The sequence below is a fragment of the Streptomyces sp. Pv4-95 genome (genome assembly GCF_045782725.1).
Classification (GTDB): domain Bacteria; phylum Actinomycetota; class Actinomycetes; order Streptomycetales; family Streptomycetaceae; genus Streptomyces.
In genome coordinates this window covers 5,653,996-5,668,636 of the sequence record NZ_CP127172.1, presented here as the reverse complement: position 1 = coordinate 5,668,636, position 14,641 = coordinate 5,653,996, and the positions used below count along the sequence as shown (strand labels likewise).

General features: G+C 72.6%; 14 protein-coding genes. 5 read left to right on the top strand and 9 right to left on the bottom strand.

What is annotated here, in order from left to right; all coding sequences use genetic code 11:
• Positions 1 to 4: 4 nt before the first annotated feature.
• The 3 genes from QOM21_RS24805 to QOM21_RS24795 all read left to right on the top strand — a co-directional run bounded on the left by QOM21_RS24805 (position 5) and on the right by QOM21_RS24795 (position 2,997).
• Positions 5 to 271, top strand: coding sequence for a protealysin inhibitor emfourin (locus QOM21_RS24805; protein ID WP_407553234.1), 267 nt, complete (start codon positions 5 to 7; stop codon positions 269 to 271).
• Positions 272 to 358: 87 nt separating this feature from the next.
• Positions 359 to 1,735 (top strand): GH1 family beta-glucosidase, encoded by a 1,377-nt coding sequence (locus QOM21_RS24800; RefSeq protein ID WP_407553233.1) that lies wholly within the window; start codon positions 359 to 361, stop codon positions 1,733 to 1,735.
• On the top strand, positions 1,732 to 2,997 hold the full coding sequence (locus QOM21_RS24795) for an MFS transporter (RefSeq protein ID WP_407553232.1): 1,266 nt from the start codon (positions 1,732 to 1,734) through the stop codon (positions 2,995 to 2,997). Before QOM21_RS24800 ends, QOM21_RS24795 begins: the two co-directional genes overlap by 4 nt.
• 17 nt (positions 2,998 to 3,014) lie before the next feature.
• Here QOM21_RS24795 and era read toward each other — a convergent pair whose 3' ends face one another.
• From era to QOM21_RS24780, 3 genes are all read right to left on the bottom strand, one after another.
• Entirely contained in the window at positions 3,015 to 4,001 is a 987-nt protein-coding gene (gene era, locus QOM21_RS24790; RefSeq protein WP_407553231.1) for a GTPase Era, read from the bottom strand.
• 174 nt (positions 4,002 to 4,175) lie between these two features.
• Positions 4,176 to 4,541, bottom strand: coding sequence for a cytidine deaminase (locus QOM21_RS24785; RefSeq protein WP_407553230.1), 366 nt, complete (start codon positions 4,539 to 4,541; stop codon positions 4,176 to 4,178).
• 103 nt (positions 4,542 to 4,644) lie between these two features.
• Positions 4,645 to 5,472, bottom strand: coding sequence for a helix-turn-helix transcriptional regulator (locus QOM21_RS24780; RefSeq protein WP_407555789.1), 828 nt, complete (start codon positions 5,470 to 5,472; stop codon positions 4,645 to 4,647).
• A gap of 153 nt (positions 5,473 to 5,625) precedes the next feature.
• On the opposite strand from QOM21_RS24780, the gene QOM21_RS24775 reads away from it, so the two are divergent.
• Complete coding sequence (locus QOM21_RS24775; protein WP_407553229.1) at positions 5,626 to 7,134, top strand: MFS transporter; 1,509 nt, start codon at positions 5,626 to 5,628, stop codon at positions 7,132 to 7,134.
• A 63-nt stretch (positions 7,135 to 7,197) separates the two neighbouring features.
• Here QOM21_RS24775 and QOM21_RS24770 read toward each other — a convergent pair whose 3' ends face one another.
• From QOM21_RS24770 to QOM21_RS24755, 4 genes are all read right to left on the bottom strand, one after another.
• Entirely contained in the window at positions 7,198 to 8,547 is a 1,350-nt protein-coding gene (locus QOM21_RS24770; RefSeq protein WP_407553228.1) for a hemolysin family protein, read from the bottom strand.
• A 14-nt stretch (positions 8,548 to 8,561) separates the two neighbouring features.
• Positions 8,562 to 9,059 carry an rRNA maturation RNase YbeY gene (ybeY, locus tag QOM21_RS24765; protein WP_136739573.1) on the bottom strand — a complete coding sequence of 166 codons (498 nt, stop codon included), beginning with the start codon at positions 9,057 to 9,059 and terminating at the stop codon, positions 8,562 to 8,564.
• A 70-nt stretch (positions 9,060 to 9,129) separates the two neighbouring features.
• A complete protein-coding gene (locus QOM21_RS24760; RefSeq protein ID WP_393891882.1) occupies positions 9,130 to 10,134 on the bottom strand; it encodes a PhoH family protein in 1,005 nt (334 codons plus the stop codon).
• 171 nt (positions 10,135 to 10,305) lie between these two features.
• Entirely contained in the window at positions 10,306 to 11,454 is a 1,149-nt protein-coding gene (locus tag QOM21_RS24755) for a carbohydrate kinase family protein (protein ID WP_407553227.1), read from the bottom strand.
• A 66-nt stretch (positions 11,455 to 11,520) separates the two neighbouring features.
• On the opposite strand from QOM21_RS24755, the gene QOM21_RS24750 reads away from it, so the two are divergent.
• Positions 11,521 to 12,861, top strand: coding sequence for a 6-phospho-beta-glucosidase (locus QOM21_RS24750; protein ID WP_407553226.1), 1,341 nt, complete (start codon positions 11,521 to 11,523; stop codon positions 12,859 to 12,861).
• Between the two features lie 10 nt (positions 12,862 to 12,871).
• Here the strand turns inward: QOM21_RS24750 and QOM21_RS24745 are convergent, their stop codons facing one another.
• Together QOM21_RS24745 and QOM21_RS24740 are read right to left on the bottom strand one after the other, a co-directional pair.
• A complete protein-coding gene (locus QOM21_RS24745; RefSeq protein ID WP_407553225.1) occupies positions 12,872 to 13,501 on the bottom strand; it encodes an MBL fold metallo-hydrolase in 630 nt (209 codons plus the stop codon).
• A complete protein-coding gene (locus tag QOM21_RS24740) occupies positions 13,501 to 14,586 on the bottom strand; it encodes an S-(hydroxymethyl)mycothiol dehydrogenase (RefSeq protein WP_407553224.1) in 1,086 nt (361 codons plus the stop codon). Before QOM21_RS24740 ends, QOM21_RS24745 begins: the two co-directional genes overlap by 1 nt.
• Between the last annotated feature and the right edge of the window lie 55 nt (positions 14,587 to 14,641).

The window sequence follows — 14,641 nt, the reverse complement described above, 5'->3', positions numbered from 1 at the left end:
CGTCATGCGTATTGAGATCCGTCGCACCGGCGGCTTCGCGGGCATCGAGCGCCGCGCCGAGGTCGAGACCTCGGGGCGGCCCGATGCCGACGACTGGCACACCTTGGCCGAGAACTGCCTCGCCGCCGCCCACGACAGTCCTCCGGCGGGGGTGCCGGACGGCTTCAGCTACCGCATCACGGTCGACGACCGGACGGTGTACTGCTCCGATCCCCGGCTGTCCGACGAGCAACGGGAGTTGATCACAAAGGTGCTGAAGGAAGGGTCGTAGCGGGCCGGAACGGCATCCCCGGATCTCCAACTGGCCTGTCGTACCTGCCTCTTGACACTGTTACCGGCGGTTAAGAAGATCCGCCTCATGACAACGGCGCCGGTCTCCCCCAAGCCCCTGCCCCGCTTCCCCCGCGACTTCGTATGGGGGGTGTCGACGTCCGCCCCGCAGATCGAGGGCGCGGTGGAGGAGGGCGGGCGAGGGCGCTCGGCGTGGGATGTGTTCGCGGCGGTGCCGGGGCGGATCAAGGACGGGTCGGACGCGCGGGTCGCGATCGATCACTACCACCGCTATCCCGAGGACGTGGCGCTGCTCAAGGACCTCGGGGTCGGCGCGTACCGCTTCTCGGTGGCCTGGCCGCGGGTGGTGCCGGACGGCAGCGGCGCGGTCAACGCGGCGGGGCTCGACTTCTACGACCGGCTGGTGGACGCGCTGCTGGCAGCGGGCGTCGACCCGGTCCCCACGCTGTTCCACTGGGACACGCCGCAGGCGCTTGAGGAGGGCGGCGGCTGGCTCGTCCGGGAGACCGCCGAGCACTTCGCGGCGTACGCGGACGCGGTCGCGGCCCGGCTGGGGGACCGCGTGCACCGCTGGATCACCCTCAACGAACCGGCGGAGCTGACGCTGCTGGGCTACGGCCTGGGGCAGCACGCCCCGGGCAGGCAGCTGGTCTTCGACGCCCTGCCCGCCGCACACCACCAGCTGCTGGGCCACGGCCTCGCGGTGCAGGCGCTGCGGGCCCGCGGGGCGGGGAACATCGGCATCGCGAACTCGCACGGGCCGACCTGGGCGGCGAGCGCGTCGGAGGCGGACACGACCGCCGCGGACCTCTACGACCTGCTGCTCAACCGGCTCTTCGCGGACCCGCTGCTGCTCGGCCGCTACCCGGACGAGGGGCTGGCGGCGCTGCTGCCGGGGCCCGTCGCCGACGACCTGAAGATCATTTCCCAGCCGCTGGACTGGTACGGGATCAACTACTACCAGCCGACCCGGGTGGGCGCCCCCGACCCGGACGCGGCCGGCCCCGCCGACTTCGGCGGCATCCTGCTGCCGCCCGAACTCCCCTTCGCGCCACGGGAGATCGAGGGCTTTCCGCGGACCGACTTCGGCTGGCCGGTGGTCCCCGGGGCGCTCACCGAGCTGCTGGAGACGTTCCGCGAGCGGTACGGGGCGAGCCTGCCGCCGATCGTGATCACCGAGAACGGCTGCTCGTACGACGGCCTCGACGACGGCGAGCGGATCACCTTCCTCGACGGGCATCTGCGCGCCCTGCACGAGGCGCTCGCGGCGGGCCTCGACGTCCGCGGCTACTTCGTCTGGTCGCTGCTGGACAACTTCGAGTGGGCGGAGGGCTACGCGCGACGCTTCGGGCTGGTGCATGTGGACCGTGCCACCTTGGCGCGGACGCCCAAGAGCTCCTACCGGTGGCTGCGGGACGCGCTGCGCGACCAGGCGCGGGGATGAGCGAAGCCGCGGCGGCGCCGGCGACGGGGCCCGCCGATGCGGCCGAGCCGCAGCAGCGGGCGGGCCACGGCTGGACGGCGTCGCTGTCGCTGGCCAACGGGGCGATCTGGGCCGGCTGGTACGGCCCGATCCAGATCCTGCTCGCCCTCCAGGCCGCCGCCCTCGCACCGCCCGGCGTCTCCAAGGAGTCCGTCCTGGCGTGGGTGACCGGACTGGGCGCCGCGGTCTCGCTGGTCGCCAATCCTCTCTTCGGCGCCCTCTCCGACCGTACGGTGTCCCGCTTCGGGCGCCGTACGCCATGGATCCTCGCCGGGGTGCTGGGCGGGGCCGCCGCCCTCGCGCTGCTGGCCGGGGCGCGCACCGTCCCGGCCATGGCGCTCGGCTGGTGCCTGGTGCAGCTCACCCTCAACGCGGCCTTCGCGGCGATCACCGCCGCGGTGCCCGACCGGGTGCCGCGGCCGCAGCGCGGCGCGGTGGGCGGCTGGCTGGGCGCCGCGCAGATCCTCGGCGTCCTCTCCGGTACCGGGCTCGCCACCCTCGCCGGCGGAGTCGTCGCCGGCTATCTGGCCTGCGCCGGCTTCACCGTGCTGGCCACCCTGCCCCACCTGCTGCTGCACAGGGACCCGCCGCTGCCGGCCGCGCACCGGCCGCCGTTCACCTGGCGGGCCTTCCTCGCGGGCTTCTGGCTCAGCCCCCGCCGCCACCCCGACCTCGGCTGGGCCTGGCTGACCCGCTTCCTGATCAACCTGGGCAACGCCCTCGCGCTGCTGTATCTCCTGTACTACCTGCGGGACGCCCTGCACCATCCCGACCCCGAGGGCGGGGTGCTGATCCTCACCGCCGTCAACGGCGTGACCCTCCTGGGCACCGTCGTCCTCGGCGGGATCCGCTCGGACCGGGCCGGCCGCAGGAAGCCGTTCGTGCTGGGAGCGGGCGTCGTCATGGCGATGGCCACCGCGCTGCTCGCCGGCTGGCAGACCTGGCCCGGCGCGCTGTGCGCCGCGGCACTGCTCGGCGTCGGCTTCGGCGTCTTCACATCGGTCGACTTCGCGCTGATGACGGAGGTGCTGCCCGCCGCCGCGCACCGCGGCAAGGACCTCGGCATCCTCAACATCGCCAACTCGCTGCCGCAGGTGGCCGCCCCGGTGCTGGCCGCACCGCTCGTGAGCCACCTCGGCGGCTACCGGGCGCTGTATCTCGTCGCGGCCGCCATCGGGCTGCTGGGGGCGCTGCTGGTGCGGCGGATCCGCGGCGTGGCCTGAGGCCGCCGCCCGCGGACCTAGAAGCCGAGCTTGCGCAGCTGCTTGGGGTCGCGCTGCCAGTCCTTGGCGACCTTGACGTGCAGGTCGAGGAAGACCGGCGTGCCGAGCAGCGCCTCGATGTGCTTGCGCGACTTCATGCCGACCTCCTTCAGCCGCTTGCCCTTCGGGCCGATGATGATGCCCTTCTGGCTCGGACGCTCGATGTAGACGTTGGCGTGGATGTCCAGCAGCGGCTTGTCGGCCGGCCGGTCCTCGCGCGGCAGCATCTCCTCGACGACGACGGCGATGGAGTGCGGCAGCTCGTCGCGTACGCCCTCCAGCGCGGCCTCACGGATCAGCTCGGCGACCATGACCTGCTCGGGCTCGTCGGTGAGGTCGCCCTCGGGGTAGAGCGGCGGGCTCTCCGGCAGCATGGGGACGAGCAGATCGGCCAGCAGCGAGACCTGTCCGGCCCCTCGCGCGCCGTCCTCCCCCGAGGCGTTGCGTGCCGCGCCCTCGGCGTCCACGGCCGAGACCGGGATGATCTCGGCCCACTCGATGCCGAGGTCCCTGCCGAGCTGGTCGATGGCGAGCAGCTGGGTGGCGAGGGTCTTGGAGTCGACCAGGTCGGTCTTGGTGACGATGGCGACCTTGGGGGTCTTCTTGATGCCGGCGAGCTCGGCGGCGATGTAGCGGTCGCCGGGGCCGAGCTTCTGGTCGGCGGGCAGGCAGAAGCCGATGACATCGACCTCGGACCAGGTGGTCCGCACGACGTCGTTCAGCCGCTCGCCGAGCAGCGTGCGGGGCTTGTGCAGACCCGGGGTGTCGACCAGGACGAGCTGGGCCTCGGGGCGGTGCACGATGCCGCGCACGGTGTGGCGGGTGGTCTGCGGCCGGTTGGAGGTGATGGCCACCTTCGTGCCGACGAGAGCGTTCGTGAGGGTGGACTTGCCCGCGTTCGGGCGGCCGACGAAGCAGGCGAAGCCGGCGCGGTGCGGGGCGGAGGAGTCTGTACGAACGCTCATGGCGCCCATTCTCCCCGATCCCCGGGGCCCCTCCGACCACACGGGCCGGTCGTGGGGCCGCACCCGGCGGGGCGCGGCCCCTCGGCCCGGTCGCCGATCACGGCCTTCGCGGTCGAACGCGGTGTCCGTCGGCGCCGCCCCGGTAAGGCCCGGGCGGGCCGTCGGCGCGCACGCTCAGCCCTGCGGCGTGCCCGCCGGGACGGTGGCGCGCAGGGTGCCGTCGATGCCGGCGACCAGGACCGGCGTCCCGGGACCGCCGAGGTCCCGCACGGCGGCGCGGTCGGCGTCGTCGGCGCTCTCGGACTCGGTGACCACGGCCGCGGCCTCCAGAGAGGTGGCGCCACTGGCGACGGCCATCGCCACGGCCGTACGCAGCGCGCTGAGCTGCAGCGAGTCCAGGGCGACGGTGCCGGCGACGTAGGTGCGTCCGGTCTCGTCGCGTACGGCGGCCCCCTCGGGCACGCCGTTACGGGCCCGCGCCGAGCGCGCGAGCGTGATGATCTTGCGGTCTTCGGGGTCCAGCGGTGCGGCTTCGCTCATACGGGCGAGCATATGCGGGGCACCGCACGACGGCTTCAAGGGGCACGGGCTTGCGAGGGCAGGTGCCCGGGCCCGCGCCCCGTACAGACAGCGCGACGGGCGCTCAGCCCGCGACCGAGGACATCCCGCCCCGCCGCCCCTCCGGCGAGGTGAGCCACTCCAGCTTCTGGGCGGTGTCCGTCTCCGGGCGCGGGTTGTGCAGCACCACGGTCAGGTCGGGCCGTACCGGAACGCGGAGTTGGGTGGTCTCGAAGAGCAGCGCGCCCACCAGCGGGTGGTCCATCTCCTTGTGCAGCTGGCCGCCGTCCTGCACATCGCCCAGCGCCCACAGCGCGGCGAACTCCTCGCTGGCCGCGGCGACCTCACGGACGACCTCGTCGAACCCCTCGTCCCCGGGCCGCTCCGAGCACGCGGCGCGGAACTGCGCCACCACCAAGGGGGCGTTCGCCTCCCAGCTGGCGGCCCGCGCGCGGTAGACGGGATCGGTGAAGAACGCGATCAGGCAGTTCGGGGAGACGCCGGGGCTGCCGTGGCCGAGGACGAGATGCGCCGCCTCGTTGTGGGCGATGGTGTTCCAGTAGGTGTCCATGATGTGCGCGGGGAACGGCATCCACGCGTCGATCAGCCGCTGCAGACCGGCGCACACATCCCTGATCTCCAGTTCCTCGGAGTCCTGCCGCCGCGGCGGATTGAGCCCAGCCAGGACGTACAGATGGCGCCGCTCGGCACCGCTGAGCCGCAGTACGCGGGCGACGGAGTCCAGCACCTGCGGCGAGACGGTGATGTCGCGGCCCTGCTCCAGCCACTGGTACCAGGACGCGCCGACCCCGGCGAGGACGGCGACCTCCTCGCGGCGCAGGCCGGGCGTGCGACGGCGGCCGCCGTCGGGCAGGCCCGCCTCGGCCGGTGTGACCCGGGCCCGGCGGCTCATCAAGAACTCGCGCAATTCCTGCCTGCGGCGCGAAGTGTCGGGTACGGCATTGCTCACGGCCACGTTTCTCCCCCTGTCGGCGTGGCTGGTGGTCCGGACACCACGATAAGTTCCCGCTCCCCACGGCGTATTCCGCGGCCGCAAGCTCCTTGCATGCCAACCGACACCTCGCTCCGCCCCGAACCCCGGCCGGCCGCACCGGCCGCTCCCCCGGCACCGGCCACCGCGGCCGCCACCGCCCCCGCCGGTCCGGACACCGCACGGATGACCACCCGCGCCAAGCTCATCCTGCTGCTGCTGTGCGCGGCGCAGTTCATCATCGCGCTGGACTTCTCCATCCTGAACGTCGCGCTGCCGGTGCTCGGCAAGGACCTGGGGATGGGCCAGGCCGACCTCCAGTGGGCGGTCACCGCCTTCGCCCTGCCCTCCGGCGGCTTCCTGCTGCTGTTCGGCCGGATCGCCGATCTCTTCGGCCGGCGCAGGCTGTTCCTGATCGGCCTGGCGCTGTTCACCGCCGCCTCGGTGCTGGCCGCGCTCGCCTGGTCACCGGCCGCCTTCCTGGCCGGCCGGGCCCTGCAGGGCCTGGGCGCCGCGGTCATCGTGCCCACCGGCATGTCCTTGCTGACCACCACCTTCGCCGAGGGGCCGCAGCGCGAACGCGCCCTGGGCATCAGCGGAACGGTGCTGTCGATGGGCTTCACCATCGGCATGGTGCTGGGCGGCGTGATGACCGACGCGCTGGGCTGGCGCTCCACCATGGGCCTGCTGAGCCTGGCCGGCGTGGCGGTGCTGGCCGCGGCCCCGGTGTTGCTGTCGGAGTCGAGGCACCCGGAGCGCCCGCGGATCGACGTGCCCGGCGCGGTCACCGTCACCGGCGGACTGCTCGGCCTGATCTACGCCCTGTCGACCGCCGCCGAGGAGGGCTTCGGCCGCCCGGACGTGCTCGTCACGCTGCTCGTCGGGCTCGCCCTGCTGGTCGCGTTCGTGGTGGTGGAATCGCGGGCCGCCCAGCCGCTGGTGTCCCTGCCGATGCTGCGCCGCCCCACGGTCGCGTGGGGCAATCTTGCGGGGCTGACCACCTTCTCGATGATGAGCACCGTGATCTTCCTGCTGACGCTGTATCTGCAGGAGGTGCTGCGGCTGTCGGCCTTCGAGACCGGTCTGCTCTTCGGCGTGCAGGGAGTCGTCTCGGCGGTGGCCGGGATCGTCGCCCCGAAGGTCATCGGCAGGCTCGGCGCCCGCCGCACGCTGCTGGTCGGCCTGCTGCTGCAGGCCGGGTTCACCGCCGCCCTGCTCGGGCTCGGCACCGGGTCCGGCATGTGGCTGGCCCTGATCGGCGTGACCTTCGCCAGCCTCGGGCACCTCTGGGCGATCATCTCCTACGGCGTGACCGCCACGTCCGGTGTGCCGGACGCGGAGCAGGGCCTGGCCACCGGCCTGGTGACCAGCTCCCAGCAGGTCGGCATCACCATCGGCATCCCGCTGCTGAGCGCGGTCGCCGCCGCCCGCATCGGCTCGCTGCGCGCCGACGGCGGTGGCTTCGCGGAGGCCACGCTCGGCGGTATCAAGCTCGCGCTGGGGCTGGACGCGGCGCTGGTGGCGGTCGTCGCGGTGCTGGTGGCGTTCGGGCTGCGGGCGGCACGCGGCACGCGGCGCGGCTGACCGCGAAGAGGGCCCCGGACGATCCGTCCGGGGCCCTCTTGCGGGCGTGCTCGCGGCGCGCGCTCAGCCTTCGTCCGGGCCGCGTCCCGCGTCCGCCGTCGCGCGGAGCGGTTCGCACAGCACCGTGATGATCTTGTTGCGGCGGCCGGCCGGCGACTCCGCGGTCAGCCGCAGCCCCGTCAGGCCCGGATCGGCGGGGGCGCCCCCGGACCCGGCCGAGGAGTCGGCGAAGAGGTCGACCTCGGCGGTCGCCCCGGCGATCGGGACCCGGCCCAGGAGCTTGGCGAGCAGGCCGCCGACCGTCTCGACGTCCTCGTCGTCGAGCTCGGCCAGGCCGTACAGCTCGCCGAGGTCGCCGATGTCGAGCCGGGCGGTGACGCGGTAGCGGCCGTCGCCGAGGTCCTCGACGGGCGGCAGCTCACGGTCGTACTCGTCGGTGATCTCGCCGACGATCTCCTCCAGGATGTCCTCGATGGTGACGATGCCGGCCGTGCCGCCGTACTCGTCGATGACCACCGCGACGTGGTTGCGGTCCTGCTGCATCTCGCGCAGCAGATCACCGGCGTTCTTGGTGTCCGGCACGAAGACCGCCGGGCGCATCGCCGAGGAGACCAGCTCGGTCTCGGCATCGCGGTTGATGTGCACCTTGCGGGCCAGGTCCTTGAGGTAGACCACACCGACGACGTCGTCCTCGTTCTCGCCGGTGACCGGGATGCGCGAGAAACCCGAGCGCAGCGCGAGGGTCAGCGCCTGGCGGATGGTCTTGTAGCGCTCGACGGCCACGAGGTCCGTGCGCGGCACCATCACCTCGCGCACGAGGGTGTCGCCGAGCTGGAAGACGGAGTGCACCATCCGGCGCTCCTCGTCCTCGATCAGCGACTCCTTCTCGGCCAGGTCGACCAGCGAGCGCAGCTCCGCCTCGGAGGCGAACGGGCCCTTGCGGAAGCCCTTTCCGGGGGTGAGGGCGTTGCCGAGGAGGATCAGCAGCGGCGGGATCGGGCCCATCACCCGGGCCAGCGGCAGCAGGACGTACGCCGCGGCCGTCGCGGTGTTCAGCGGGTGCTGGCGGCCGATGGTGCGCGGCGAGACGCCGACGGCGACATAGGAGACCAGCACCATCACGGCGATGGCGACGGTCAGGGCCTGCCAGGTCTCCTCGAAGGAGCGCAGACAGGCGTAGGTGACCAGGACACCCGCGGCCATCTCGCAGCCGACCCGCACCAGGAGGGCGACGTTGAGATAGCGGGTGGGGTCGGCGGCGACGGCGGCGAGCTTGGCACTGCCGCGGCGGCCGGATCTGACGGCCTCCTCGGCGCGGAAGCTCGTCGTGCGGGCGAGACCGGCCTCGGCGCAGGCGGCGAGCCAGGCGATCACGACGAGCAGGACCGCGACCGCGATCAGCTGGGTGGTCATCAGGAGCCGTCCGGTCAGGTCACGGTGGGGGCGGGCGAGGGGCCGGTCAGGCCCTTCTCGGCGCGCCAGCCGTCGATGATCGCCGCCTGCAGGCCGAACATCTCGGCCTTCTCGTCCGGCTCCTCGTGGTCGTAGCCGAGGAGGTGGAGGACGCCGTGGACGGTGAGCAGCTGCAGCTCCTCGTCCATGGAGTGCCCGGTCGGCGCCTCCTCGCCCTGCTTCTTGGCGACCTCGGGGCACAGCACGATGTCACCGAGGAGCCCCTGCGGGGGCTCCTCGTCGTCCTTGGCCGGGGGGCGCAGCTCGTCCATCGGGAAGGACATGACATCGGTCGGGCCCGGCAGGTCCATCCACTGGATGTGGAGCTGCTCCATGGCCTCGGCGTCCACGACGATGACGGACAGCTCGGAGAGCGGGTGGATGCGCATCCGGGCGACGGCGTAGCGGGCGACGTCCAGGACGGCCTGCTCGTCGATGTCCGTGCCGGACTCGTTGTTGACGTCGATCGACATGGGGAGGGCTACTTCTCGCTTCTTGGGCTTGCCGGCAGGTGCCTACGACCGCGTCGGGCGGCCGTGCGGCTCACTGGCCGTTGCGGCTGTCGTACTTCTCGTATGCGTCGACGATACGGCCGACCAGCTTGTGCCGGACGACATCCTGGCTGGTGAGGTAGGAGAAGTGCACGTCATCGACGCCCTCCAGGATCTCCCTGACCTGGCGCAGACCGCTCTTGGTGCCGCCCGGCAGGTCGACCTGGGTGACGTCACCGGTGATGACGATCTTCGATTCGAAGCCGAGGCGGGTGAGGAACATCTTCATCTGCTCGGGATTGGTGTTCTGGGCCTCGTCGAGAATGATGAAGGCGTCGTTGAGCGTCCGGCCCCGCATGTACGCCAGCGGCGCGACCTCGATGGTGCCCGCGGCCATCAGGCGCGGGATGGAGTCGGGGTCGAGCATGTCGTGCAGCGCGTCGTAGAGCGGACGCAGATACGGGTCGATCTTCTCGTAGAGGGTGCCGGGCAGGAAGCCAAGCCGCTCGCCCGCCTCGACCGCGGGGCGGGTCAGGATGATGCGGTTGACCTGCTTGGCCTGGAGCGCCTGCACGGCCTTGGCCATCGCCAGGTAGGTCTTGCCGGTGCCCGCCGGGCCGATGCCGAAGACGACGGTGTGCTGGTCGATGGCGTCGACGTAGCGCTTCTGGTTGAGCGTCTTGGGCCGGATGGTCCGGCCGCGGTTGGAGAGAATGTTCTGGGTGAGCACCTCCGCGGGTGTCTCGCCCTCGACGCCCTCACCGTCATCCGCCGAGCGCAGCATGGCGATGGAGCGTTCCACGGCGTCCTCCGTCATCGGTTGTCCGGTGCGGAGCACCAGCATCATCTCGTCGAACAGGCGCTGGACGAGGGCGACTTCGTGAGCGTCGCCGACAGCGCTGACTTCGTTGCCCCGGACATGGATGTCGGTCGCCGGGAAGGCATTCTCGATCACGCGCAGTAGCGAGTCCCCGGATCCCAGCACCGTCACCATCGGGTGCTTGGCCGGGACGGTGAACTGGGCGCTGGCCTGCGGTTGCATAGGTGTCTGCGTCATGGGCCGGCTCTGTGGCCTGCTCAACCCTCTCTGACTCGTCTCCTTGGGATACCAAGGGTACGACGGTGCACTGACAGGCCCGAGGGGTTTTCCTGCGCCGCCCGGGTGGCGGTCCGGGCGGCGCAGGAAAACCCTCGGCCGCCGCCCGCCGCCCGCCCGGCGGGCCGTTGCTCAGGCCGGGCGGCGGAAGCCGATCGTCGGCACGGCGCGGGCGAGCGGGGAGAGCCGCCCGGCGGTGGGGAGCACCTCGTCGAGGAAGGCGTACTGGCGGCGCAGCGCGGCCGGCGCGCCCGCCTCGCAGGCCCGCACCTGCTGCCACCAGGCGGCGATCTCGGCCCATCCCGGTGCGGAGAGCGAGCCGCCGAACTCCTGCACCGACAGCGCGGCGCTCAGGCCCGCGAAGGCCAGCCGGTCGGCGAGCGGCCAGTCGGCGAGGGTGCCGGTGACGAACCCGGCGACGAAGACGTCCCCCGCGCCGGTGGGATCCAGCGCGTCGACGGCGATCGCGGGCACCTCGGCGCTCTCCCCGGTCCGCCCGTCCACCGCACAGGCGCCCTCCGCGCCCATGGTGACGACGGCCAGCGGGACCCGTTCGGCGAGTTTGCGGGCCGCGGCGCGCGGGTTGCTCGTGCGGGTGTAGCGCATCGCCTCCTCGGCGTTGGGCAGGAACGCCTCGCAGTGTTCGAGGTCGGCGAGGTCGGCCGGATCCCAGCGGCCGGTGTCGTCCCAGCCCACATCGGCGAAGATGCGGCTGCCGCGCTCCGCCGCACAGCCCAGCCAGCCCTCCCGCCTGCCGGGCACGAGCGAGGCGATGCAGGCCCGGGACGGCGGCGGGCAGCCCGGCGCGTGCCGGCCGTTGAAGGCGGATTCCGGCGGCGGCGCCTCGTGGCCGTGCGAGACCATGGTGCGCTCGCCCTCGTACGCCATGGAGACGGTGACCGGGGAGTGCCAGCCGGGGACCGTACGCGACAGAGCCAGGTCGATGCCCTCGCCCTGGGCGAGGGCCTCCCAGCAGTACTCGCCGTACATGTCGTCGCCGAAGGCCGCGGCCAGGGACGTGCGCAGTCCCAGGCGGGCCAGGGCGGTGGCCATGTTGGCCACGCCGCCGGGGCTGGAGCCCATGCCGCGGGCCCAGGACTCGGTGCCGCGCACGGGTGCGGAGTCCAGGCCGGTGAAGATGATGTCCAGGAAGACCGTGCCGGTCAGGTAGACGTCGGTGCGGGGGTCGCCGTCGGCGCGCACGGCGGCCAGCGGATCGAGGCCCGGCGACCCGGTACCGGGGCCCGCGGGCGGTCGGACATCGCGTCGGCCACTGTTCACCGTGCTCGCCCCTTTCGTTCCGGCACGTGCGGCCAGTGTGCCTGATGCTGGGGTACGTTCCGCCCCATGAGGCTCACGATTCTCGGCGGTGGCGGTTTCCGGGTGCCGCTGGTCTACCGCGCGCTCCTGGACGACCCGGCACGCTCCGTCTCCGAGGTGACGCTGCACGACACCGACGCGCGCCGGGTGGCGGTGATAGCCGAGGTACTCGCCGAGCTGGCGCAGGGGCACCCCGCACCGGTTGCCGTGCGGATCGCGGACGGTCTGGACGACGCGCTGACCGGCGCCGACTTCATCTTCTCGGCGATCCGGGTGGGCGGCACGGCCGGCCGCATCCGGGACGAGCGGATCCCGCTGTCGGAGGGGGTGCTCGGCCAGGAAACGGTCGGCGCCGGGGGTGTGCTGTACGGCCTGCGGACGATTCCGGTGGCCCTGCACATCGCCGAGCGGGTCGCCGCCCTCGCGCCGCGGGCCTGGGTCATCAACTTCACCAACCCGGCGGGCATGGTCACCGAGGCGATGGCCCAGGTGCTGGGCGACCGCGTCATCGGGATCTGCGACTCGCCGGTGGGGCTGGTGCGGCGCGCGGCCCGCGCGGCCGGCGCGGATCTCTCGGCGCTCGCGTCCCCGGAGCGGGCGGCGTACGACTACGTGGGCCTCAACCACCTCGGCTGGCTGCGGTCGTTGAGCGTCGACGGCACCGAACTGCTGCCGCGGCTGCTCGCCGACGACCGGGCGCTGGGCTCCTTCGAGGAGGGCCGACTGTTCGGCGCCGACTGGCTCCGCACGATCGGTGCACTGCCCAACGAGTATCTGCACTACTACTACTTCCGCAGGGAGACCCTGGACTCCGTACGGGACACCCCGGAGACCCGGGGGGAGTTCCTCGACCAGCAGCAGGGCGGGTTCTTCGAGCGGGCCGCGGCGGCCGGCGGACCGGAGGCGGCGTACGCGCTGTGGGAGCGGACCCGGCTGGAGCGCGAGGAGACGTACATGGCGCACAGCCGCGAGGCCGGTGGCGGCTGGCAGCGCGACAGCCATGACCTGGAGGGCGGTGGCTACGACCGGGTGGCGCTGGCCCTGATGCACGCGATCGTGGGCGACAGCGGCACCCGGCTGATCCTGAACGTCCGCAACGGCACGACGGTGCCGCAGCTGGCGCCGGACGCGATCGTGGAGACGGTCTGCGAGGTGGACGCCAAGGGGGCCCGCCCGCTGCCCTGCGCGCCGCTGCGCGAGGACCAGCTGGGGCTGATGTTGCAGATCAAGGCGGTCGAGAAGGCGGCCGTGGAGGCGGCGACGTTCAAGGACAGGGGCGCGGCGCTGCGGGCGCTCGCGCTGCATCCGCTGGTCGACTCCCCCGCGGTGGCCGCCCGCATCCTGCAGCGGGCGGCCACCACGGACTGAGTGCGGCGGCTCAGTGCCCGCGCGCGATCCACTCCTCCAGGTGCGGGGCCTCCTCCCCGATGGCCGTCGGATCGCCGTGTCCGGTGCGCACCACGGTCTCCGGGGGCAGCGGCAGGAGCCGGTCCCGGATCGACGCGACGATCGTCGGGAAGTCCGAGAAGGACCGGCCGGTGGCTCCCGGGCCGCCCTGGAAGAGGGTGTCGCCGGTGAAGACGGTGCCCAGGTCGGGCGCGTACAGGCAGACCGCGCCCGGCGCGTGGCCCGGTGTGTGCAGCACGGTCAGATCGATTCCCGCGATGGTCAGCACCTGACCGTCCGCCAGTTCCGCGTCCGGCGGGGTGCCGGGGTGGGTCTGCTTCCACAGCGGCAGGTCGTCGGGGTGCAGATGGATGCGGGCACCGGTACGCGAGGCCAGCGCGGGGGCGGCGTCGATGTGATCGTTGTGGGCGTGGGTGCAGATGATGGCGCGCAGCGTCCGGCCGCCGAGGGCTTCGAAGATCGCGTCGGCGTCGTGCGCGGCGTCGATGACGATCGCCTCGTCGTCGTTGCCGACGATCCAGACGTTGTTGTCGACGTCCCAGGTGCCGCCGTCGAGGGAGAAGGTGCCGGAGGTGACGAGGTGGTCGATGCGGGCCGCCATCAGAGCGTCACCACCGAACGCAGGACGTCGCCCGCGTGCATCCGCTCGAAGGCTTCCTCGACGCCGTCGATGCCGATGGTCTCGGTGACGAACGCACCGAGGTCGATGCGGCCCTGCTGGTGCAGGTCGACGAGCATCGGGAAGTCCCGGGAGGGCAGGCAGTCGCCGTACCAGGAGGACTTCAGGGCGCCGCCGCGTCCGAAGACGTCCAGCAGGGGAAGTTCCAGGGTCATTTCCGGGGTGGGGACGCCCACCAGGACGACGGTGCCGGCCAGGTCCCGTGCGTAGAACGCCTGCTTGTACGTCTCCGGGCGGCCGACCGCCTCGATGACGACGTCGGCGCCGAAGCCGCCGGTCAGCTCGCGGATCGCCTCGACGGGGTCGCCGGTACGGGAGTTGACGGTGTGGGTGGCGCCCATGGAGCGGGCGGTGTCCAGCTTCCGGTCGTCGATGTCCACCGCGATGATCCTGGCGGCTCCGGCCAGCCGGGCCCCGACCACGGCGGCGTCCCCCACGCCACCGCAGCCGATGACCGCGACGGAGTCGCCGCGGCCCACGTTGCCGGTGTTGATGGCGGCACCGATCCCGGCCATCACACCGCAGCCCAGCAGCCCGGCGACCGCCGGCGAGACCTCGGGGTCGACCTTGGTGCACTGCCCGGCGGCGACGAGCGTCTTGTCGGCGAACGCGCCGATGCCGAGCGCCGGGCTCAGCTCCGTACCGTCCTTGAGCGTCATCTTCTGCTCGGCGTTGTGCGTGTCGAAGCAGTACTGCGGGCGGCCGCGCAGACACGCCCGGCACTGCCCGCACACCGCACGCCAGTTGAGGATGACGAAGTCGCCGGGCGCGACGTCGGTGACGCCCGCGCCGACCGACTCCACGACGCCTGCCGCCTCGTGCCCGAGCAGGAACGGGAAGTCGTCGTTGATGCCGCCCTGCTTGTAGTGCAGATCGGTGTGACAGACCCCGCACGCCTGGACCTTCACCACGGCCTCGCCGGGCCCCGGGTCCGGCACCAGGATCGTCTCCAGCCGGACCGGTTCGTTCTTCCCCGGCGCGATGACGCCGCGCACTTCCTGTGCCATCGGTACAGCCCCTCTCAAAGATCACTTACGGGACCACTGTGGCGCGCTGCCACTG